Below are 23,156 nucleotides of genomic sequence, written 5' to 3'. Positions count from 1 at the left end.
CCTCCGTCGCTGCGTTTACCCTGAGTGCATGGCCTCTCTGTCTGATCCCAAGGTGCTCGAATTTCTGTCCCACGGAACGCGGACGGGCAAGGTGGCGTTCGCTGCCGCGGATGGGCGTCCGTTGGTGACGCCGGTGTGGTTCATCGTCGAAGGTGACGAGCTGGTTTTCAATACGGGCAAGAACTCGGCCAAGGGGCGGGCTTTCGCGCGTGATCCGCGCGTCGCGGTGTGCGTCGATCTCGAGGAACCGCCGTTCGCGCTGGTCGAGGTGCAGGGGACGGTCACGCTGTCCGAAGACCTCGATGAGCTGGTGCGCACGGCTACCGCCATCGCCGCCCGGTACATGGGGCCCGACAAGGCGGAGGAGTTCGGTAAGCGCAATGGGGTGGCCGGTGAGCTCGTGGTCAGGGTGCGGCCGACCAAGATCATCGCGCAGTTCGATATGACCGGTTAGGCCTTCGCCTACTAGCGACTCGACAGCACGAATTGTTTGCCCGGATCGACCATTTTTCGCACGGTCGCGCCTTTCGAATATTCGCCGAGGGCCGTCATATTCCATCCGTGCCCGGCACGGGTGAGCATCGCCAGGAACACCCCCGTGGTCGGTTCGCCCTTCGACAGCTCGAAACGCACCAACTCGGTGCCGGTGTGTTCGTCGACCAGCCGGCAATGCGCGCGGCCGACCTGATCGAACTTGTGGCCCGCGAAGGAGTTCACGGTGAACACCAGGGCGTGGACCTCCGGCGGCAGCGCGGTGAGGTCGACGGTGATGACCTCGTCGTCGCCGTCACCGTCGCCGGTCAGATTGTCGCCGGAGTGGGCGATGGCGCCGCCGAATGCCTCCCGTCGCAGGAACCACACGTTGGTCAGTTTCTTCGCTCGGTCGTCGTAGGCGATGACAGAGGCATCGAGGTCGACCCTGCTGCCGTGCGTGGCCGGGTCCCACCCCAACCCCATCCGCACCCGCGTGAGCGGCGGCGCGCCCTGCTTGGTGAGCGATACCGTCTCGTTCTTGCGCAGCGTGACGTGGCCCTTGGACAAGTCGACCGTCGGTCGACCGAATTGTGGCGGATCGGCGGGGGCTACCGGAGGTGGCGTCGGAAGTTGTTGCGCGGCTGGTGGGGTCGGCTCATCGTCGACGGTGATCCCGAAATCGCCTGCGATCCCGGCTAGTCCCTGCGCGTACCCCTGACCGACAGCGCGGACCTTCCATGCGCCATCGCGCCGGTAGATCTCGCAGGCGATCAGCGCGGTCTCCGGTCCGAGTCCGGTCGGGCTGAAAGTGGCCAGCAGTGCGTCGGTCACCGCGTCGGTCACCGCGATCCGGATCGGTCCGGCCTGGCCCCAGTCGGTTGGTCCGGTCCCGTCGAGACTGGTAGTGAGAACGATCTTTTCGATGTCGAGGGGCACCGACCCGAGGACGACTCGAATCGCATCGGGCGTCACGACCTCGACACCGGGTGCGACCGGTTGGTTGTAGAAGACGAAATCGCTGTCGGAGCGCACTTTTCCGGCAGCGGTGAGCAGCAGCGCGGCGATATCGACTGGTGTCGCGGCAGTTACCGTCACCCGCACCTCGCTCGCGGGGATCGGCGTGTTCGCACCCTTGGCCAACTCCATGGTCGTTCTCCGCTCTCGTCCGACTACCGAATACCCGACATGGGAACCGCGTCGGGGCCGGGCGGGGTCGGGTCGTACGGCGGGGGATCGGTGCGGTCGAAGAGGGGGGACGAGCAGGTCGCGCCGACTTCTGGAGTGGTGTAAGGGTTTTCGCGGAGGGCCACGATGAACTGGTCGATACGTTCGTCGGTGACGTCGTCGAGGGGGAGTTGATGGCCCCACGACTGCAACGAGATCGGGTGGTCCATGTCGGGGATGGGCGACATCAGGGTGTACTGCCTGTCGGTCACCTTCGCGCTCAGCGTCGCCTGGTCCTGCGCGCTCACCTGCGCGGGGTCGTAGGCGATCCATACCGCGCCGTGCTCCAGCGAATGCACCGCGTTCTCGGTGCGCAGGGCCTTCGCATAGACGACACCGGTGCAGGCCGCCCATTGCGCGTCGTGCGGTCCGCCCACCGGCGGGATCGACGGGTAGGCCACTCGCTGGTTCGGCCGCACATGCTGCTGCCCCGGCGCGATCTCGGTGACGACGACGCCGGGAATCTGGAGCGAGGGGTCACGGTTGTCCGAGGTCGGGGCGAAGCTGTCCGCGGTAGCGGTGGCCCTACCGACGACCTTCTCGGCCGAGCACCCCGTCGCCAGCGTGGCGGCCACGAGCACCACCGCGCAAGCGCCTGCGCCGCGCACCCCACCGGACCTACTCGAAACCCGCATCGCGGACCCCCGTTTCCTCGTCGCCGCCGCTTGCCATCCGACACAGAACCTACTTGTCTCCCGGTCGCGGGGGCACTTCTAGACTCCCGACTATGACTGTGCACTTCATCGGGGCAGGCCCCGGCGCCGCCGACCTGCTCACGGTGCGAGCGGTCGAGCTTCTGCGCGACAGTCCGGTCTGCCTCTACGCGGGTACCTACCTCGATCCCGAGGTTCTCGCGCACTGCGCGCCCGACACCGAAATGATCGACACCCAGCACCTGAATCTGGATCAGATCATCGACCACCTCGTGCGCGCTACCGAGGCGGGCCGTGACGTGGCGCGGCTGTGTTCGGGCGATCCCTCCATCTACTCGGCCCTCGCCGAGCAGACCCGCAGACTCGATGCTCGCAACGTGCCGTGGGATATCACCCCGGGAGTCCCCGCCTACGCGGCCGCCGCGGCGGCCCTCGGGACCGAACTGACCGTCCCCGAGGTCGTCCAGTCGGTTGTACTCACCCGGACCCAGGCCCGCTCCACCGCGATGCCCGCAGGTGAGGCCCTGAGGAACTTCGCCGCCACCGGCGCGACCCTCGTCCTCCATCTCGCCATCACCCGGATCAGGGTGCTGGCCGAGGAACTGGTCGCCGAATACGGTGCGGACTGCCCAGTCGCCGTCGTCTATCGCGCCAGCCAACCCGAGCAACTCGTCCTGCGCGGCACGCTGGCCGACATCGCCGATCAGGTGGAGGGCGCGGGCCTGCGGCAGGCCGCTGTGATCCTGGTCGGGCGTGCGCTGTCCACATCCATCGACTGCGCCCAGTCGCACCTCTACGACCCCGCCAGGGCCCGGTAACACCCACTGCCGCGACAGCAGACCGATCGGTGTGAGCCATCACTCAGTTCATCCGGTGCGCCGGTGGTCAGCCAGGGATGTGAGAACGCGGACAAGCGTCAGCAAACGAGGGCCGGCGGTTTCACCAGGGGCGATGCTTGCCAGCTATGGAGGTGGTTGGTTGCGGGGCGGCCACACCGGTAGATTGGTGCGATGGTTTGCGACGAGTAGACCGGCGCTGGCGGCCGGACGGTCAGGTGCATGGTCTCGGCTGTGTAACGAGACCGACCCGGGCGACAGATAGTGCCAATGGACATTTTGCCTGATTGATTCGAGAACTGAACCCGAGACGCGGGCGCCACGCTGGTAGTTAGGTGGGCGCTCGCGTTCCGGTGTCGTCGGGGAGCGCCTGACCGGGTGTTCCGGAAGCGAGGTTTGGGTTGGACCGGCTGGATTTCGGCGGAAACGGCGAAACTGGTGACGGACGTGGAGGCTCCTCGGAGTACTTCCCGCTCTCGCCCGCACAGCTGGGTATCTGGTACGCGCAGCACGTCGACCCACAGGTGCCGATCAATATCGCCCAGTACGTCGACCTGCGCGGACGCCTCGATGTCGCCGCGCTGGAGCGTGCGAGTGCCGACGCGGCCACCGACATCGAATCGGGCTGGTTGCGCATCGTCGAGGTCGATGGTGAGCCGATGCAGACGGTCGATCCCACCCAGGACGCGACGCTGATCTATGTCGACGTGCGTGGCGAAGCCGATCCCGAAGCGGCCGCGGCCGCCTGGATGCGCGCCGAGTACAGCCGCCCGCTCGACATCGTTCGCGACCGCCTCGTCCAGGCCGCCGCGCTGCAGCTCAGTGACGATCGCTGGTACTGGTATGCCCGCGTCCACCACATCGTGCTCGACGGTTTCGGCGCCAACAACTTCGTCAACCGCACGGCGGAGCTCTATACCGCCGAGGTCACCGGCACCCCGGCCCCGCCGAACAAAGCCACCGATCTGCGCACTCTCCACGAGTCCGAGCTCGTCTACCGCGACAGCACCCGTTTCCAGTCCGACAAAGAGCACTGGGCCCAGCGCGTAGCGGGTCTGGAAGAGGGCAGCAGCCTCACCGGCCGCTCGGCCCCGCCCTCGCCGGTCAACGACGTCACCAGCGCGGCGCTGAGCACGGCCCAGGACGCGCTGCTCACCGCGGCGATCGCCCGCCACGACAGCACCGCCGCACCGCTGCTGATCGCCGGTTTCGCGGCCTACCTGGCCCAGATCACCGGCACCGAGGACGTGATCCTCAGTCTCCCGGTCACCGCTCGCACCACCGCGGTGATGCGTCGCTCCGGCGGCGCCACCTCGAACATCGTGCCGCTGCGCTTGCGCGTCGGCCACGACACCACCGTCGCGCAGCTGCTGCGTTCGGTGACCACCGAGGTCTCCGGCGCCCTGCGCCACCAGCGCTACCGCCACGAGGACATCCGCCGTGATTCGGCGGGCGACGGCATGGTCTCCACGGAGTTCTTCGGCCCGTGGGTCAACATCATGCTGTTCGACAACCACCTGAGCTTCGGTGGCATGGAGGGCACGCTCAACGTGCTGTCCACGGGCAGCATCGAGGACCTGGGCGTCAACTTCTATCAGTCGCACGGTGGCACCCGCTCCCACATCGACTTCGAGACCAACCCGAACCTGTACTCGGCCGCCGACGCGCAGACCCATCACGGCCGGTTCCTCGAGTTCTTCGACCGGTTCCTGGCCGCCGACGCCGACCTCGCGGTCTGGAAGCTGCCGGTCACCGGCACCGCGGAGCTGGAACGCTCGCTCACCGACTGGAACGACGCGGCCCACGAGGTCCCCGCCACCACGCTGCCCGCGCTGCTCGACGCGCAGATCCTGCTCACTCCGGACAACATCGCCCTCGACTTCGAAGGCGAAACCCTCACCTACGCCGAGTTCGCGGCGAAGGTGAACCGGCTGGCCCGCTTCCTGATCGCCGATGGCGTCGGCCCGGAATCCCTCGTAGCGCTCGGCATGCGCCGTTCGCTCGACCTGGTCATCGGCATGCACGCCGTGCTCAGGGCCGGTGGCGCGTACGTGCCGATCGACCCGGACCATCCGGCCGACCGCACCGCCTACATCCTCGAGTCCGCGGCACCGGTCTGCGTCCTGACGACCACCGGTGACGACCTCGACCTGCCCGACACCGTCGCCCGCGTCGAGATCGATCGACTCGACACGACCAGTTTCGACGCCGCACCTGTCACCGATGCCGACCGCCTGTCCCCGCTGCGCCCGGACAACACGGCCTACGTCATCTACACCTCGGGTTCCACCGGTCGCCCCAAGGGCGTCGCGGTCACCCACCACGCGATCGTCAACCAAGAGCTGTGGATGCTCGACGAGTACCGGTTGACCGCCGACGACGTCTACCTGCAGAAGACCGCGACCACCTTCGACGTGTCGCTGTGGGGCTACTTCCTGCCGCTGATGGTCGGCGCGAAACTTGTCATCGCGAGCCCCGACGGCCACCGCGACCCGCTCTACGTCGCGGACATGATCGAACGCCACGGCGTCACCGTGACGGACTTCGTCCCGTCCATGCTCACGGTATTCGTCTCCCACGCGACGCAGGCCCAATGCGCCACGCTGCGTGCGGTTTTCGTCATCGGTGAAGCACTGCCTCCCGAGACCGCCGCAGGTCTGCGCGCGATCTCCGACGCCGGCCTGCACAACCTCTACGGCCCCACCGAGGCAGCGGTCTCGGTCACCTACTGGGAGGCCACCGAAGCCGACACCACCCAGGTGCCGATCGGTATCCCCGAGTGGAATGTCGAAGTCTACGTACTGGATTCGCGGCTGCGACCGGCCGCGATCGGCGCGCCGGGTGAGCTGTATCTGGCCGGTCGTCAGCTGGCCCGCTGCTACCGTGGCCGCCCCGACCTGACCTCGGATCGCTTCGTCGCCAACCCCGTCGGCGCCCCCGGCGAGCGCATGTACCGCACCGGTGACCTGGTGCGCTGGAACGCCGACGGCGTGCTGGAATACATCGGCCGCACCGACTTCCAGGTGAAGTTCCGTGGTCAGCGCATCGAGCTCGGTGAGATCGAAACCGACCTGCTCGCGCACCCGAGCGTCAGCCAGGCCGCGGTCCTCGTGGTCGATACCGCGACCGGCCAGCAGCTCGTGGCCTACATCGTGCCGTCGCCGGGCCAGTCCGCCGACCCGGCGACGCTGACCCGCTTCGTGTCCGAGAAGCTGCCCGCCTACATGGTCCCCGCGTCGATCATGGTGCTCGACGCGTTCCCGCTCAACACCTCGGGCAAGCTCGACCGCAAGGCACTGCCCGAGCCCGTCTTCACCGCCGCCGCAGGCGATTTCCGTGCACCGCGCACCCCGGCCGAACAGATCGTGGCCGGCATCTTCGCCGACGTGCTGAGCCAGGAACGGGTCGGCGCCGACGACAACTTCTTCGAACTCGGTGGCAACTCGCTGGTCGCCACCCAGGTCGTCGCCCGCATCGGCGCCGCGTTCGGCATCCAGCTCGGCGTGCGCGCGCTGTTCGAGACCCCGACCGTGGCCGGACTCGCCTCGCGGGTCGAATCCGCTACGCCCGCAGATGTTTCAGCCACGCGTCCGCAGCTGGTGGCGCAGCCCCATCCCGAACAGGTCCCGCTGTCGCTGGCCCAGCAGCGGATGTGGTTCATCAACCAGTTCGACCCCACCGCGCCCACCTACAACCTGCCCTTCGTGGTGCAGATGAAGGGTCGCGTCGATGTCGACGCCCTGATCGCCGCGCTCAATGATGTTGTGGTGCGCCAGGAATCGCTGCGCACGATCTTCCCCGACGCCGACGGCGGCTTCCAGCGGGTGCTCGGCGCCGACGAATTCGATCTCGGCATCGCGGTGACTCCGATCGACCAGTCGCGCCTGCGCGAGGAACTGATCGACTTCGCCTCCACCGGCTTCGACGTCACCCTGGAACTGCCCATCCGCGTGCAGATCTTCAAAATAGTCGGCGGAACGGCCGAGTCCAACGGCGCCGCTCCCGAGGGCTCTGCGTGGTCACGCTCCGCTACCGCCTCCGAGCCCGCCGGTCACGGCGCGGGCACACCGGAATACGCGGTCGCCTTCGTCGTCCACCACATCGCGGCCGACGGCTTCTCCTTCGGCCCGCTGGCCCGCGACGTCGCCACCGCCTACCTGGCCCGTGCCGCGGGCGAGGCCCCGGCCTGGCTGCCGCTGCCGGTCCAGTACCGCGACTACACCCAGTGGCAGCACGATCTGCTCGGCGCCGAGTCCGACCCGACCTCGATGGCCGCGCGTCAGCTCGACTACTGGCAGCGCGCGCTCGATGGCCTGCCCGACCAGCTCGACCTGCCCAGCGACCGCCCGCGCCCGCAGCAGCAGAGTTTCCGTGGCGCGCGCGTCGGATTCGAGATCGACGCCGACACCCACGAACAGCTCGCCGCCGTGGCCCGCGCCAACGGCGTCACCCTGTTCATGGTGGTGCACGCCTCCCTGGCTGTGCTGCTCGCGCGCCTGTCGGGCACCACCGACATCGCCGTCGGCACCCCGATCGCCGGCCGTGGTGAGCAGGCGCTGGACGACCTGATCGGCATGTTCGTCAACACCCTGGTGTTGCGTTCCGACGTCGACCCCACCCAGCCGTTCACCGAATTCCTCACCCGCACACGCGAAACCGACCTGAGCGCGTTCGCCAACGCGGACGTGCCCTTCGAGCGGCTCGTCGACGTGCTCAATCCGTCGCGCTCGCAGGCCCGGCACCCGCTGTTCCAGGTGGTGCTGTCGTTCCAGGAGATGTCGCACGGCACCCTCGAGCTGCCCGGTCTCACGGTCACGGCCGACGAGGTCGAGGTCGACATGGCCAAGTTCGACCTGCAGTGGACGCTGACCGAGGAGCACACCGGCACCGGCTCGCTGTCGGGCATGACCGGCGTGCTCACCTACGCCATCGACCTGTTCGACCAGTCGACCGTCGAAGAGCTGCTGTTGCGCTGGCGCCGCGTGCTCGACGCGATCCTGGCCGACCCGGCCGTCACCGTCGGCGCGATCGACGTGCTCGACGCCGCCGAACGCACCGACCTGGTCACCCGCTTCGGCGCTCCCGCCGCAGTGGCGCGCACCCTGCCGCAGCTCATCGCCCAGGCCGCCCGCGACACCGAATCGACCGCCGTGGTGTTCGAGGGGACAGCTGTCTCCTACGGTGAACTCGATCGGCGCTCGAACCAGTTGGCGCGCTTGCTGATCCAGCAGGGTCTCGGCGCCGAGGACTTCGTGGCCGTGGCTGTGCCGCGTTCGCTGGAGTCGGTGCTTGCGGTGTGGTCGGTCGCCAAGACCGGCGCCGCGTTCGTGCCCGTCGACCCGAACTACCCGGCCGACCGCATCGCCCACATGATCGCCGATGCCGGTGTGTCCGTGGGTATCACGGTCACCGGGGAAGCAGGCGAGCTGCCCGATTCGGTGAGCTGGCTGGTGGTCGACGACCTCGACCTCGACTACATCTCCGATGCCCCGCTGGCCCCGCGCGAACTGGTCCGCCCGACCGATCCCGCGCAGCCCGCGTACCTGATCTACACCTCCGGCTCCACCGGTGTGCCCAAGGGCGTCGTGGTGACCCATGCCAGCGTCGCCAACTTCTGCGCCGAGCAGATCGACCTCTACTCGCTCGACTCGAACACGCGCGCACTGCATTTCGCCTCACCCTCGTTCGACGCCTCGGTGCTGGAACTGCTGCTCGCGATCGGTCGCGGCGGCACCCTCGTCGTCGTCCCGCCGGGCGTCTACGGCGGTGAGGAACTGCGCGACATCCTCATCGCCGAACAGGTCACCCACGCCTTCGTGACCCCCGCCGCGCTGGCCACCTTCGACGCGCGCGGCCTCGATCACCTGCGGGTGCTCGCCGCCGGTGGCGAAGCGGTGCCGCCGGAACTGGTCGCCAAGTGGGCGGTGCGCCTGTCCAACGGTTCGCGCCGCATGCTGGGCAATGTCTACGGCCCCACCGAGACCACCATCGCGTCCAACCTCAGCGAAGGGCTGATCCCGGGGGAGCGGGTCGTCATCGGCGGACCCATCCGCGGCGTGCACACCCTGATCCTCGACGACCGCCTTCGCCCCGTGCCGGTGGGTGTCGCGGGTGAGCTCTACATCGGTGGCGTCGGTATGGCCCGTGGCTACCACGCCCGCGCCTCGCTGACCGCCGACCGGTTCGTCGCCAATCCCTACGCCCCCGGCGCGCGGATGTACCGCACCGGTGACGTGGTGCGCTGGACCGCCGATCGCAATGTGGAATACGTCGGCCGCTCCGACTTCCAGGTGAAGGTCCGCGGTTTCCGTATCGAACTGGGCGAGATCGACTCCGCGCTCGCCTCGCACGAGACCGTCGATTTCGCGGTCAGCATCGGCCACAAGAACAAGGGCGGCAGCACCTCGCTGGTGTCCTATGTCGTCGCGGTGCCCGGCACGTCGATCGATATCGCCGAACTGACCGACCACGTCGCGCAGCGCCTGCCCGCGTACATGGTGCCCTCGTCGATCATGGTGCTCGCCGCGATCCCGCTGACGGTCAACGGCAAGCTCGACCGTCGCGCGCTGCCCGCGCCGGTGTTCGAGGTGCGCGAGTTCCGTGCCCCGACCACCCCGATCGAGCAGATCGTCGCGCAGATCTTCGCCGACGTGCTCGAACTGGGCCGCGTCGGCGTCGAGGACGACTTCTTCGAACTGGGCGGCAACTCGCTGATCGCCACCCAGGTCGCCTCCCGCATCGGTATCGCCCTCGACACCCGTGTCCCGGTCCGCATGCTGTTCGAGGCTCCCACGGTGGCGGCGCTGGCCGCCCGGGTGGAATCCCAGGCCGGTGACGGCGCGCGCAAGGCGCTGGTCGCCCGCGAGCGCCCCGACCGGGTGCCGCTGTCGCTGGCGCAGCAGCGCATGTGGTTCCTCAACCGCTTCGACACCGCCTCGGCGGTCAACAACATCCCTGTCGCGATCCGGCTCTCCGGTGATCTCGATGTGGCCGCGTTGCAGGTCGCGGTCATCGACGTCATCGACCGGCACGAGTCGCTGCGCACCGTGTTCCCCGACTCCGGCGCGGGCCCCGTGCAGGTGGTTCTGGACGCCGCGCAGATCGTCCCCGACCTCACCCCGTACCGGGTCACCGAGGACAACCTCATCGATCACCTGATCGACCTGGCGTCGATGGCGTTCGACGTGACCAGCGAAGTACCGCTGCACGCACGGCTTTTCGAGGTTTCCGAGTCCGAGTACGTGCTCGGCATGGTGGTGCACCACATCTCCGCCGACGGTTGGTCGATGGCGCCGCTCTCGCGCGATGTGATCATGGCGTACGCGGCCCGCACCTCGTGGGAAGCGCCGACCTGGGCCGAATTGCCGGTCCAGTACGCCGATTACGCGCTCTGGCAGCGTGAGGTGCTCGGTTCCGAGGACGATCCGCAGTCGCTGATCTCCTCCGAGATCGCCTACTGGGCAAAAGAACTCGCCGACCTGCCCGACGAGCTGGTCCTGCCGGCCGATCATCCGCGCCCGCCCGCCGCCTCCTACCGCGGTGGCACGTACAGCTTCGTGATCGCGAGCGAAACCCAGCGCGCCCTGGTCGAATTGGGCCGCCGCTACAACGCCTCGCTGTTCATGGTCATGCACAGCGCGCTGGCCGTGCTGCTCGCCCGCGCCAGCGGCACCAGCGATATCGCCATCGGCACCCCCGTCGCGGGCCGTGGTGATCAGGCGCTCGACGACCTGGTCGGCATGTTCGTCAACACCCTGGTGCTGCGCTCGCAGGTCGAGGGCGCCACCCCGTTCGCGACCCTGCTCGACCAGGCCCGCGAGACCGACCTGCAGGCCTTCGCGCACGCCGATGTGCCGTTCGAGCGGCTCGTCGAGGTGCTCAACCCGGCCCGTTCGCAGGCGCGCCACCCGCTGTTCCAGGTGATGCTGTCGTTCCAGAACAACAAGCAGGCCTCGCTCCAGCTGCCCGGCCTCGCGGTCAGCGGCATCGATTACGACCCACAGCTGGCCAAGTTCGACCTGCAGCTCACGCTCACCGAGGTGCAGGACACCAACGGCGAAGCCGGCGGCATGGCGGCCGAGTTCTCCTACGCGCTCGACCTTTTCGAGGAATCGACGATCGCCGCGTTCGCGCGCAGGCTCGACAACATCTTCGCCGCGATCGTCGCCGATCCCGAGGTGTTCGTCGGCGATATCGATCTGCTCGCGCCCGAGGAGCACGCGCAGGTTCTCGTCGACTGGAACGACACCGCGCACGCGGTCCCGCAGGGCACGCTGGTGTCGCTGTTCGACGCGCAGGTCGAGCGGACCCCGGACGCCGTCGCCCTGGTCTTCGAGCAGGAAGAACTGTCCTACCGCGAGCTCCAGGAGCGGGCCAACCGCATCGCGCGCCGCCTGATCGCCGACGGCGTCGGCCCCGGTGACCATGTGGCACTGGCGATCCGGCGCTCCACCGAGCTGGTCGTCGCCATGTACGCGGTGCTGCAGACCGGCGCCGCCTACGTGCCGCTCGATCCCGATCAGCCCGCCGACCGTATCGGTCACATCATCGAGACCGCGCAGCCGCGCCTGGTGCTCACCAGCCGTCGCGACTCGTTCGAGGCCGACGGCGTCACCGTGCACGTGGTCGAGAACATCTTCTCGCCCGCCGATTTCAGCGGTGCCCCGATCACCGATGCCGAACGCGTGCAGCCGCTTCGGGCCACCAACACCGCCTACGTGATCTTCACGTCCGGCTCGACCGGTCGCCCCAAGGGCGTCGCGGTCGACCACGCGGCGATCGTCAACCGGCTGCTGTGGATGCAGCACGAGTACCCGATCGACGCCGCCGACGCCGTGCTGCAGAAGACCCCGGCCACCTTCGACGTGTCGGTGTGGGAGTTCTTCTGGCCCTTACAGACCGGCGCCCGCCTGGTCGTGGCCAAGCCCGACGGACACCGCGACCCGGTGTACCTGGCCCAGATCATCGCCGAGCGCGCTATCACCACCGCGCACTTCGTGCCCTCGATGCTGTCGGTGTTCGTCTCGACCCTCGGCAGCAACGGCAACGGTGACGCGGTGCGCCTGCGTCAGGTGTTCGCCTCCGGTGAGGCGCTGCCCGCGCCCACCGCGCAGCGGCTGCGCAAGCTCACCGGCGCCCGCCTGCACAACCTGTACGGCCCCACCGAGGCCGCGGTCGACGTCACCTATCACGAGGTCGTCGACGCCGATGTGGAGTCGGTGCCGATCGGCCGCCCGGTGTGGAACACCAGGGTTTTCGTGCTGGATTCGCGGCTGCACCCCGTGGCCCCCGGTGTCGCGGGTGAGCTCTATCTCGCGGGCGATCAGCTGGCCGTGGGCTATCTCAACCGGGCCGACCTGACCGCCGACCGTTTCGTCGCCAACCCGTACGGCGCGGCAGGCTCGCGGATGTACCGCACCGGCGACCTCGTCACCTGGACCGCGGTGTCGGACGGGAACGGACTCTCCTACGGCGAGCTGAACTATCTGGGCCGCACCGACTTCCAGGTGAAGTTGCGCGGTCTGCGCATCGAGCTCGGCGAGATCGAGGCGACCCTGCTGGCCCAGCCGGGCGTCGCGCAGTCGGTCGTGGTCGTGCGCTCCGACGCGCACGCCGGTGACCAGCTCGTCGGTTACGTTGTGCCCGAAGCCGGTACGACCGTCGACGTGGCCACCGTGAAGGCGGGCGTCACCGCTGAGCTGCCCACCTACATGGTGCCCTCGGCCCTGCTCGTGCTCGATGCCTTCCCGCTCAACGCCTCCGGCAAGCTCGACCGTAAAGCTTTGCCCGCGCCCGTGTTCGAGGCGAAGGTGTTCCGTGCGCCCTCGACCCCGATCGAGGAGATCGTCGCCGAGATCTTCGCCGATCTGCTCGGCGCCGAGCGCGTCGGCGTGGACGACGACTTCTTCGCCCTCGGCGGCAACTCCCTGGTCGCCACCCAGGTCGCGGCCCGCCTGAGCAAGGCGCTCAACGCCGAGGTCGGCGTGCGCACGCTGTTCGAGGCGCCCACCGTCGGCGCGTTGGCCGCGCGGGTGGAGTCGCACGCGGGTTCCGGTCTGCGCGCCGAGCTCGCGGCCCGTCCGCGTCCCGAGCACCCGCCGCTGTCGCTCGCGCAGCAGCGCATGTGGTTCCTCAACCGCTTCGACGTCGCCGACACCGGCACCTACAACATCCCGGTGGCGGTCCGCCTGCAGGGCCTGCTCGACCTGCCCGCCCTGCGCGGCGCGGTCGCCGACGTGATCGCCCGCCACGAGACCCTGCGCACGGTCTACCCCGTGTACGTGGCCCCCGAGTCGGGACGCGCCACCATGGCGGAAGGCGCCGCGTACCAGAAGGTCCTCGCCGCCGCGGGCTCCATCCCCGACGTCGAGCTGATCGAGGCCGACGAGACCGATATGGCGATCTCGCTCTACGAGTTCGCCCGCCGCGGTTTCGATGTCACCGCGAACGCGCCGGTGCGCCTTCGGGTCTACGAGCTCGGTGAACGCGAGCACGTGCTGGTGATGGTGGTCCACCACATCGCCGCCGACGGTTTCTCGCTGCGTCCGCTGGTGCGCGACCTGATGACCGCCTACGTCGCCCGCACCGCGAGCACCGAACCCGGCTGGCCGCCGCTGGCCGTGCAGTACATCGACTACGCGCTCTGGCAGCGCGAAGTCCTCGGCGACGAAATCGATCCCACCTCGCTGATCTCCGAGCAGCTCGATCACTGGCGCGGCGCGCTGGCCGACCTGCCCGACGAACTGCGCCTCGGCCACAAGTCGCGGCCCGCGCAGGCCAGCTACCAGGCGGGCACGCACCGTTTCGAAGTGCCGGGCGAGCTCGTCGAGGCACTGAACCGGGTCGCCCACGAGCACAGCACCACCCTGTTCATGGTGGTGCACAGCGCTTTCGCCGTCCTGCTGGCGCGGCTGTCGGGCACCTCCGACATCGCCATCGGCACGCCGGTCGCGGGCCGTGGTCAGCAGGCACTCGACGATCTGGTCGGCATGTTCGTCAACACCCTGGTGTTGCGCGCACAGGTCGACCCGGGCGCGAGCTTCACCGAGCTGCTCGGTCAGGTCCGCGAAGACGACCTGGCCGCTTTCGCCCACGCCGACGTGCCGTTCGAGCGCCTCGTCGAGGTACTCAACCCGACGCGGTCGCAGTCGCGCCACCCGCTGTTCCAGGTGATGCTCTCGTTCCAGAACCTGGGCCGCACCACCCTGGAATTGCCCGGCCTCACCGTCTCCGAGCTGGGCATCGACCAGCACATGGCCAAGTTCGATCTGCAGCTCGCGCTCAGCGAGGTCCCTGCCGACGACGACAGCCACATGGACGCCGAACTCGTCTACGCGACAGACCTTTTCGACGCGGGCTTCGCCGCGACCTTCGGCGCCCGACTGCTGCGCGTGCTCACCGCCGTCGTGGTCGACCCCTCGGCTCCCGTCGGTGACATCGAACTTCTCGACTCCGCCGAGCGTGCCCTGGTGCTCGATCGCTGGAACGACACCGAATTCGCCGTCGACGCCGCGCTGAGCACGCCGAGTGACGACGAACCGGCCACCCTCCACGCGCTGTTCGAGGCACAGGTCGCGCGGACCCCCGACGCGATCGCGCTCACGTTCGAGGGGACGAGTCTGTCCTACGCCGAGTTCGCCGGGCGGGTGCGTCAGCTGGCGCGCTGGCTCAAGGACGCCGGTGTCGGCCCGGAATCGTATGTGGCACTCGGCATGCGGCGCTCGATCGACCTGCTGGTCGGCATGTACGCCGTGTCCGCCGCCGGTGGCGCGTATGTGCCGCTCGACCCCGACCACCCGACTGAGCGCATCGAGCACATCCTCGAGACCGCGCAGCCGGTCTGCGTGCTGACCTCGGGTGAGAGCCTGCCCGCTGCCGCCGGTCGCGAGGTACGCATCGACCAGCTCGACCTGTCCGGCCACTCCACCGCGCCGGTCACCGATGCCGACCGGCACCGCCCGCTGCGCTCGGACAACACCGCCTACGTCATCTTCACCTCCGGCTCGACCGGTCGTCCGAAGGGTGTCGCGGTCAGTCACGCGGCGATCGTCAACCGCCTGGTGTGGATGCACGCCGCCTACGGCCTCGCCGCCGACGACGTGGTGCTGCAGAAGACCCCCGCCACCTTCGACGTGTCGGTGTGGGAGTTCTTCTGGCCCTTGCAGGTCGGCGCGCGCCTGGTCGTCGCCAAGCCGGACGGGCATCGCGACCCGGCCTACCTGGCCCGCCTGATCGGGGCCGAACAGGTCACCACGGTGCACTTCGTGCCGTCGATGATGGCGGTGTTCGTCACCGAACCGCTGGCCGCCGAGTGTGTCTCGCTGCGCAACGTGTTCGCTTCCGGTGAGGGTCTGCCCGCGCCGACCGCACAGCGTCTGCGCGAATTGACTGGCGCCGCACTGCACAACCTCTACGGTCCGACCGAAGCCGCGGTCGACGTGACCTATCACGAGGTCACCGACGCCGACACCGAGACGGTGCCGATCGGCGCCCCGGTGTTCAACACCCGTCTGTACGTGCTGGATTCGCGACTGCGACCGGTTCCGGTGGGTGTCGCGGGTGAGCTCTACCTCGCGGGCGTGCAGCTGGCCCACGGGTATGTCGGTCGCGCCGATCTGACGATGGACCGGTTCGTCGCCGACCCGTTCGCACCCGCCGAGCGCATGTACCGCACCGGCGACCTCGTCACCTGGACCGCCGACGGCGAGCTGGAGTACCTGGGCCGCACCGACTTCCAGGTGAAGCTGCGTGGTCTGCGCATCGAGCTCGGCGAGATCGAGTCGGCGCTCACCGCGCTGCCGGAGATCGCCCAGTCGGTGGTCGTGGTCCGCGCCGACGAGCACACCGGCGATCAGCTGGTCGCCTATGTCGTCCCGGAGACCGGCGCCACCATCGACACCGACGCGGTCAAGGACGCCCTCGGCGCCGAGCTGCCCGTCTACATGGTGCCCGCCGCGTACGTGGTGCTGAACGCGTTCCCGCTCAACGCTTCCGGCAAGCTCGACCGCAAGGCGCTGCCCACGCCGGTATTCGCCACCCGCACCTTCCAGGCGCCGGTCACCCCGGTGCAGCAGATCGTCGCCGCCACCTTCGCCGAAGTACTCGGCGCCGGTCAGGTCGGCCTCGACGACGACTTCTTCGAACTCGGCGGCAACTCGCTGGTCGCCACCAGGGCCGCGGCGCGTCTGTCCGAGGCGCTCGACACCCAGGTGCCGCTGCGCGCGCTGTTCGAGGCCTCGACCGTCGCGGCGCTGGCAGCTCGCGTGGAAACGCATACCGGTCGTGGCGGACGGATCCCGCTCGTCCCGCGCCCGCGTCCCGAGTTGGTGCCGTTGTCGCAGGCCCAGCAGCGGATGTGGTTCCTCAACCGCTTCGACAACCGCACCGCGGTCAACAACATCCCCGTCGCGATTCGCCTCACCGGTGACCTCGATGTCGCCGCGCTCGAAGCGGCCGTCGCCGATGTGGTGGCCCGGCACGAATCGCTGCGCACCTACTACCCGGCATCCGACGTCGCCGCGGGCGCGGTCGACGAAGGCGCCGGCTACCAGCGGGTCCTGCCCGCCGACGAGGTTCGTTTCGCGCTGCCCGCCCAGCCGGTCGCCGCGAGCGACGTGGTCGCGCGCGTGGTCGAGTTGGCGAGCGTGCACTTCGACGTGACCCGCGAGGTCCCCTTCCGCGCGAGCCTGCTGCGAGTCGACGACCGTAATCACGTGGCCGTATTGGTGATGCACCACATCAGCGGCGACGGCTTCTCGCTGCGTCCGCTGCTGCGCGATGTCGTCGTCGCCTACACCGAGCGCACCAGGGGCGAGATCCCCGCCTGGTCGCCGCTGGAAGTCCAGTACGCCGACTACACCCTGTGGCAGCGTGAGGTCCTCGGCGAGGAGTCCGATCCCGAATCGGTCGCCGCGAGCCAGCTCACCTACTGGACCGAGCAACTGCGTGACCTGCCGGATCAGCTCGAACTGCCCGCGGATCGTCCGCGTCCCGAGGTCGCCACCAATGCCGGTGACCTGCACCGCTTCTCGGTCGACGCGCACCTGCACCATGCGCTCACCGAGATCGCCCGCGCCCGCGGTGTCACCCTGTTCATGGTGATGCACGCGGCACTGGCCACCTGGGCCGCGCGCCTGTCCAACAGCACCGACATCGCCATCGGCACTCCCATCGCCGGTCGTGGCGAGCGCACGCTCGACGACCTGGTCGGCATGTTCGTCAACACCCTGGTGCTGCGCAGCGAGGTCGACTCCAGCGCGAGCTTCAGTGACCTGCTCGATCAGATCCGCAAGGTCGACCTGTCCGCTTTCGCCAACGCCGATGTGCCGTTCGAGCGCCTGGTCGACGTGCTCAGCCCCACCCGTTCGCAGGCGCACCACCCGCTGTTCCAGGTGGCGCTCACCTTCGAGGCGGCCACCGCCGCCGACACCGGCACCATCGCACTACCTGGTCTCGAGCTCGATGTCGTCGACTTCGATCCGGGCACAGCGAAGTTCGACGTGCAGCTCACCGTGGGCGAATCCGCCGACGGCTCCCTCGCACTGTCGTGGAACTACGCCACCGATCTGTTCGACGCCGAGACCGTCGCCGCCTTCGGTGACCGGCTGGTGCGTATCCTGCGCAGCGTCGCCGAGGACCCCGACGTGATCGTCGGCGATATCGACCTGCTCGGCGAGGCCGAACAGCGCGATGTCGCCCAGCGCTGGGTGTCCTCCGGCGTCGACGCCATCGGTCTGCCGGTCATCCACGATGCCAGCACCCCCGCGGGCTACCGGCGCGGTCTGTTCGGCAACAAGCACACGACCCTGGTGGACCTGTTCGACGCCGCGGCCGCCGCCTACCCGGACCGCATCGCCGCCAAGTTCGGTGTCGAGTCGCTGACCTACGCCGAACTCGATCGCCGCGCGAATGTGTTGGCGCGCAGGCTGATCGACGATGGCGCGGGCCCAGAATCGCTGGTCGCGGTGATCCTGCCGCGCTCGCTCGATCTGGTCGTCGCGCTGCTGGCCGTCGTCAAGACCGGTGCGGGCTACGTGCCGGTGGACCCGACGTACCCGGCCGAGCGCATCGCCTACGTGCTCGAAGACTCGCGCCCCACCAGCGTGGTCCTCGATTCCACCGTCCAGGTGACAGTGCCGGAGCACCTGCCCTCGGTGGTGCTCGACGGATTCGCCGTGGAAACCGGCAATATCGAAGACGCCGACGACGCCACGATCACCGACGCCGACCGGCTGGCACCGCTTTCGCCGGACAACGTCGCCTATGTCATCTACACCTCCGGCTCGACCGGTCGCCCCAAGGGCGTCGCGGTCGCGCACCGCAATGTGGTGCGGCTGTTCGCCAACACCGACCGGGACTTCGGCTTCGGCCCGCGCGATGTGTGGACGCTGTTCCACTCCTACGCCTTCGACTTCTCGGTGTGGGAGCTGTGGGGCCCGCTGCTGTTCGGCGGCTCGCTGATCGTCGTCGACTACTACACCTCGCGCTCGCCCGAGCAGTTCCTGGAACTGCTGCGCGTGGAGCAGGTGACGGTGCTCAACCAGACGCCGTCGGCGTTCTACCAACTGGCCGAGGCCGACCGGAACGCCGGACCCGGCCTGGAACCGCTTGCCCTGCGCTACGTCGTGTTCGGTGGCGAGGCTCTCGAGCTGCGTCGTCTGTCGGATTGGGTCGCCCGCCACGGTGACAGCTCGCCGACGCTGGTCAACATGTACGGCATCACCGAGACCACGGTTCACGTGTCGTTCCGTGCACTCGATGCGAAAACCATTGCCGCCGCAGCGGGTTCGGTCGTCGGCCGGGCGATCGCCGGGCTCGGCGTGTACGTCCTCGACAACCGGCTGCGTCCCGTGCCGGTGGGTGTCGCGGGCGAAATGTATGTCGCCGGACCGCAGTTGGCGCGCGGCTACCTGGGTCGCCCCGACCTGACCGCCACCCGCTTCGTCGCCAACCCCCTCGCAGGCCCGAACCAGGGCGGCTCGCGTCTGTACCGCTCCGGCGACCTCGCGCGCTGGAACCGCTTCGGCGAACTCGAATACCTGGGCCGAGCCGACGATCAGGTGAAGGTCCGCGGTTTCCGCATCGAGCTCGGTGAGATCGAAGCCGCCGTGCTCGCGCAGCCGGGTATCGCGCAGGCCGCGGTGATCGTGCGCGAGGATCAGCCGGGTGACCAGCGGATCGTCGCCTACGTGGTCGCCGAGGGCGACCTGGAACCCGACCTCGAGGTCATTCGCAGCGGTGCGGCCGAACAGCTGCCCGCCTACATGGTTCCCGCGGCGCTCGTGCGCCTCGAGTGGATCCCGCTGACCGTCAACGGCAAGCTGGACCGCCGCGCGCTGCCCGCCCCCGCGGTGCAGGCGCGGGCCTTCCGCGCACCCGTCACACCTGTGCAGGAAACCGTCGCCGCGGTCTTCGCCGATGTCCTCGGCCTGGATCGGGTCGGTGTCGACGACGACTTCTTCGACCTCGGCGGCAACTCGCTCATCGCCACCCGTGTCGTGGCCCGCATCGGCGCGGCGCTCGGCGCCACGGTGCCGGTGCGTGCCCTGTTCGAAGCCTCCACCGTGGAAGCCCTCGCGGCACGGGTGGAATCGCACACCGGCGGCACCGCCCGCGCGGCGCTGGTCGCCCGTGAGCGCGCCGAAGGCGAAACGGTTCCGCTGTCGTTCGCCCAGCAGCGCATGTGGTTCCTCAACAAGTACGACACCACCTCGGCCGCCTACAACCTGCCCGTCGCGATCCGCCTCACCGGCGAACTCGACACCGAGGCACTGGCGCTCGCGCTCGCCGACCTGGTCCGCAGGCACGAATCGCTGCGCACCCGCTACCCCGAGCACGGTGGCACCCCGGTGCAGCAGATCGTTGCCGCGGAACGAATCTCGCTGGATCTGCGCCCCGTCGCGATCGATCGCGACGAGCTGTTCGAGACGGTCACCGAGTTCGTGTCCACCGGTTTCGATGTGGCCGAACAGGTTCCGATGCGCGCGCGGCTGTTCCGCGTTGCCGGATCAGTTGACAGCGCTCCCGACGAGCACGTGTTGGTCGTGGTCGTGCACCACATCGCCGCCGACGGTTTCTCCATCGCACCGCTGACCCGCGACGTGATGCGCGCCTACACCGCCCGCGCCCAGGGCACCGCCCCCGGCTGGGCGCCGCTGCCGGTGCAGTACGCCGATTTCGCGATCTGGCAGCGCGCCGTGCTCGGCACCGAGGACGACGCCGAATCGCTGATGTCGCGCCAGGTCGGCTACTGGCAGTCCCAGCTCGCCGGCGTCCCCGACGAACTGACCCTGCCGTTCGACCGTGCCCGCCCGGCGATCGCCTCGCACCACGGCGCCACCGTGCACCGTGAGCTCTCGCCCGAGCTGATCGCCAGGCTCGACGAGGTCGCCCGTCGTCAAGGCGCGTCGCTGTTCATGGTCATGCACACCGCCCTCGCGGTGCTGCTGGCCAGGCTGTCCGGTTCCGACGACATCGCCATCGGCACCCCCATCGCGGGCCGTGGCGAGCAGGCCCTCGACGACCTGGTCGGCATGTTCGTCAACACCCTCGTCCTGCGCACCGGCGTCAGCCCGGCGGAGTCGTTCACTGACCTGCTCGAACGCGCACGCAAGGCCGACCTCGACGCCTACGGCAATGCCGACGTCCCGTTCGAGCGCCTGGTGGAACTGCTCGCGCCGGAGCGCTCGCAGTCGCGCAACCCGCTGTTCCAGGTGATGCTGGCCTTCCAGAACCTGGACCGCACCACCCTCGAACTGCCGGGGCTCGCTGTCTCGGCGCTCGATCTCGACGAAAGCGTTGCCCGCTTCGACCTGCAGTTCACCCTGTCCGAACTGGGCGAACCCGGCAGCGGCGGGATGGCGCTGGCACTGAACTACGCCACCGAACTGTTCGACGAGAACACCGTCGCCGCCATCGCGGTGCGCTGGCAGCGCGTACTCGAAGCCGTCGCAGGCGATGCCGCGATCACGGTCGGCGCGATCGATGTCCTCGATGCCGCCGAGCGGTCCGATCTGGTGTTCCGCGTCGGTGCACCGCCGGTACCCGCCCGCACCCTGCGCAACCTCCTGACCGAGGCTGTCGCCCAGAACCCGACCGGCCCCGCCGTAGTGTTCCAAGGGGTCAGCGTTTCCTACGCCGAGCTCGACGAACGCTCGAACCGGTTGGCGCGCTTGCTGATCGCCGAGGGCATCGGCGCCGAAGACCTCGTGGCCGTCGCGGTCCCGCGCTCGGCCGATTCGGTGCTGGCCGCGTGGGCCGTCGCCAAGACCGGCGCCGCCTTCGTACCGGTCGACCCGACCTACCCGGCCGACCGCATCGCGCACATGGTCACCGACTCCGGATCGCCGCTCGGCCTCACCGTCGCCTCCGTGCGTGACGGATTGCCGGATTCGGCGCGCTGGCTGGTGCTCGACGAGTTGGATCCGACCACCGTCGACGGTGGTCCGATCGCGGATTCCGAACTCGTGCGGGTGACCACCCCCGAGCAGCCCGCCTACGTCATCTACACCTCCGGCTCCACCGGCGTGCCCAAGGGCGTCGTCGTCACCCACGCGGGTCTGGGGAACTTCGGCGAGGAGCAGGCCGAGCGCTACGCCCTCGACTCCGACACTCGCGCACTGCATTTCGCCTCGCCCTCGTTCGATGCCTCGATCCTCGAACTGCTGCTGGCGCTGGCCCGTGGCGGCGCGCTGGTCGTGGTCCCGCCGGGCGTCTACGGCGGCGACGAGCTGTCCGAGCTGATCCGCACCGAGCGGGTCACCCACGCCTTCATCACCCCCGCCGCCCTGGCGACCTTCGACCCCAGCGGTCTCGACTCGCTGCGCGTCCTTGTCGCCGGTGGCGAAGCGGTGCCCGCTGATCTGGTGTCGAAGTGGGCAGTTCCGTTGGCGGACGGCACGATGCGTGCCTTCCACAACGGCTACGGCCCCACCGAGACCACGATCATGACCAACATCAGCGCCGCGCTGGCGCCGGGCGAGCTGGTCACCATCGGTGGCCCCACCCGCGGCATGCGTTCGCTGATCCTGGACGCCCAGCTCCAGCCCGTTCCGGTGGGTGTGGCGGGTGAGCTCTATCTGTCGGGCATCCAGTTGGCCCGCGGCTACCACGCCCGCGCCGGGCTCACCGCGGACCGGTTCATCGCCGACCCGTTCGTTCCGGGGGAGCGGATGTACCGCACCGGTGACGTGGTGCGCTGGACCGCTGATCGCACCGTCGAGTACGTCGGCCGCTCCGACTTCCAGGTCAAGATCCGCGGCTTCCGTATCGAACTGGGCGAGATCGACTCCGCCCTCGCCTCGCACGAGACCGTCGACTTCGCGACCACCGTCGGCCACAAGAGCACCGCGGGCGCTGTCTCGCTGGTAGCGTATGTGGTTGCCGCACCGGGTCATTCGATCGATGTCGCCGCGCTGACCGCGCATGTCGAGGATCGTCTGCCCGCGTACATGGTGCCGTCGTCGATCATGGTGATCGACCACGTACCGCTGACCCCGGTCGGCAAGCTCGACCGCAAGGCGCTGCCGGAGCCGGTCTTCGCCACCGAGGTCACCTTCCGCGCCGCACGCAACCCGATCGAGCAGACCATCGCCGAGGTCTTCGCCGAGGTTCTCGGTGTGGAGCGCGTGGGCGTGGACGACTCGTTCTTCGCCCTCGGCGGCGACTCGATCGTCTCCATCCAGCTCGTCTCCCGGGCCAAGGCCCGTGGCGTGCTGTTCTCCCCGCGCAACGTCTTCGAACAGCGCACCGTCGCGGGCCTGGCCTCGGTCGCCGAAACCGCCGATGTCGCCGCGGCTTCCGCGATCACCCTCGCCGAGCTGCCCGGTGGCGGCGTCGGCGAGATGCCGCTGACCCCGGTCGTGCGGTTCATGGCGGAGCGGTCCGGTTCGTTCAACCGGTTCAACCAGACCCTGGCTCTCGAGCTGCCGGTCGGCATCGACCGCGCGGGCATCGCCGCCACCGTCGGTGC

General features: G+C 69.0%; 5 protein-coding genes (1 of these 5 cut by a window edge). 3 read left to right on the top strand and 2 right to left on the bottom strand.

Annotation, left to right across the window (positions count from 1 at the left end):
- Positions 1 to 28: 28 nt before the first annotated feature.
- On the top strand, positions 29 to 454 hold the full coding sequence (locus IBJ82_RS16495; protein ID WP_194826768.1) for a PPOX class F420-dependent oxidoreductase: 426 nt from the start codon (positions 29 to 31) through the stop codon (positions 452 to 454).
- An 11-nt stretch (positions 455 to 465) separates the two neighbouring features.
- On the opposite strand, the gene IBJ82_RS16490 is transcribed toward IBJ82_RS16495, so the two are convergent.
- Both IBJ82_RS16490 and IBJ82_RS16485 read right to left on the bottom strand, forming a co-directional pair.
- Complete coding sequence (locus IBJ82_RS16490; protein ID WP_228537156.1) at positions 466 to 1,620, bottom strand: TerD family protein; 1,155 nt, start codon at positions 1,618 to 1,620, stop codon at positions 466 to 468.
- Between the two features lie 23 nt (positions 1,621 to 1,643).
- Positions 1,644 to 2,333, bottom strand: a complete 690-nt coding sequence (locus tag IBJ82_RS16485; protein ID WP_194826767.1) for a DUF3105 domain-containing protein — start codon at positions 2,331 to 2,333, stop codon at positions 1,644 to 1,646.
- A gap of 92 nt (positions 2,334 to 2,425) precedes the next feature.
- Between IBJ82_RS16485 and cobM the strand changes: the two genes are divergently transcribed.
- Together cobM and IBJ82_RS16475 are read left to right on the top strand one after the other, a co-directional pair.
- Entirely contained in the window at positions 2,426 to 3,169 is a 744-nt protein-coding gene (gene cobM / locus IBJ82_RS16480) for a precorrin-4 C(11)-methyltransferase (protein WP_194826766.1), read from the top strand.
- A 419-nt stretch (positions 3,170 to 3,588) separates the two neighbouring features.
- On the top strand, positions 3,589 to 23,156 hold the 5' end (the start) of the coding sequence (locus tag IBJ82_RS16475; protein ID WP_194826765.1) for a non-ribosomal peptide synthase/polyketide synthase. The gene runs 24,223 nt beyond the window's last position; only the first 19,568 of its 43,791 coding nucleotides appear in the window; it begins with the start codon at positions 3,589 to 3,591; the stop codon falls past the right edge of the window.

Origin of the sequence: Nocardia sp. XZ_19_231 (assembly GCF_015355705.1) — a bacterium.
Taxonomy (GTDB): Bacteria; Actinomycetota; Actinomycetes; order Mycobacteriales; family Mycobacteriaceae; genus Nocardia; species Nocardia salmonicida.
This window is presented reverse-complemented; position numbering and strand designations above follow the sequence as displayed.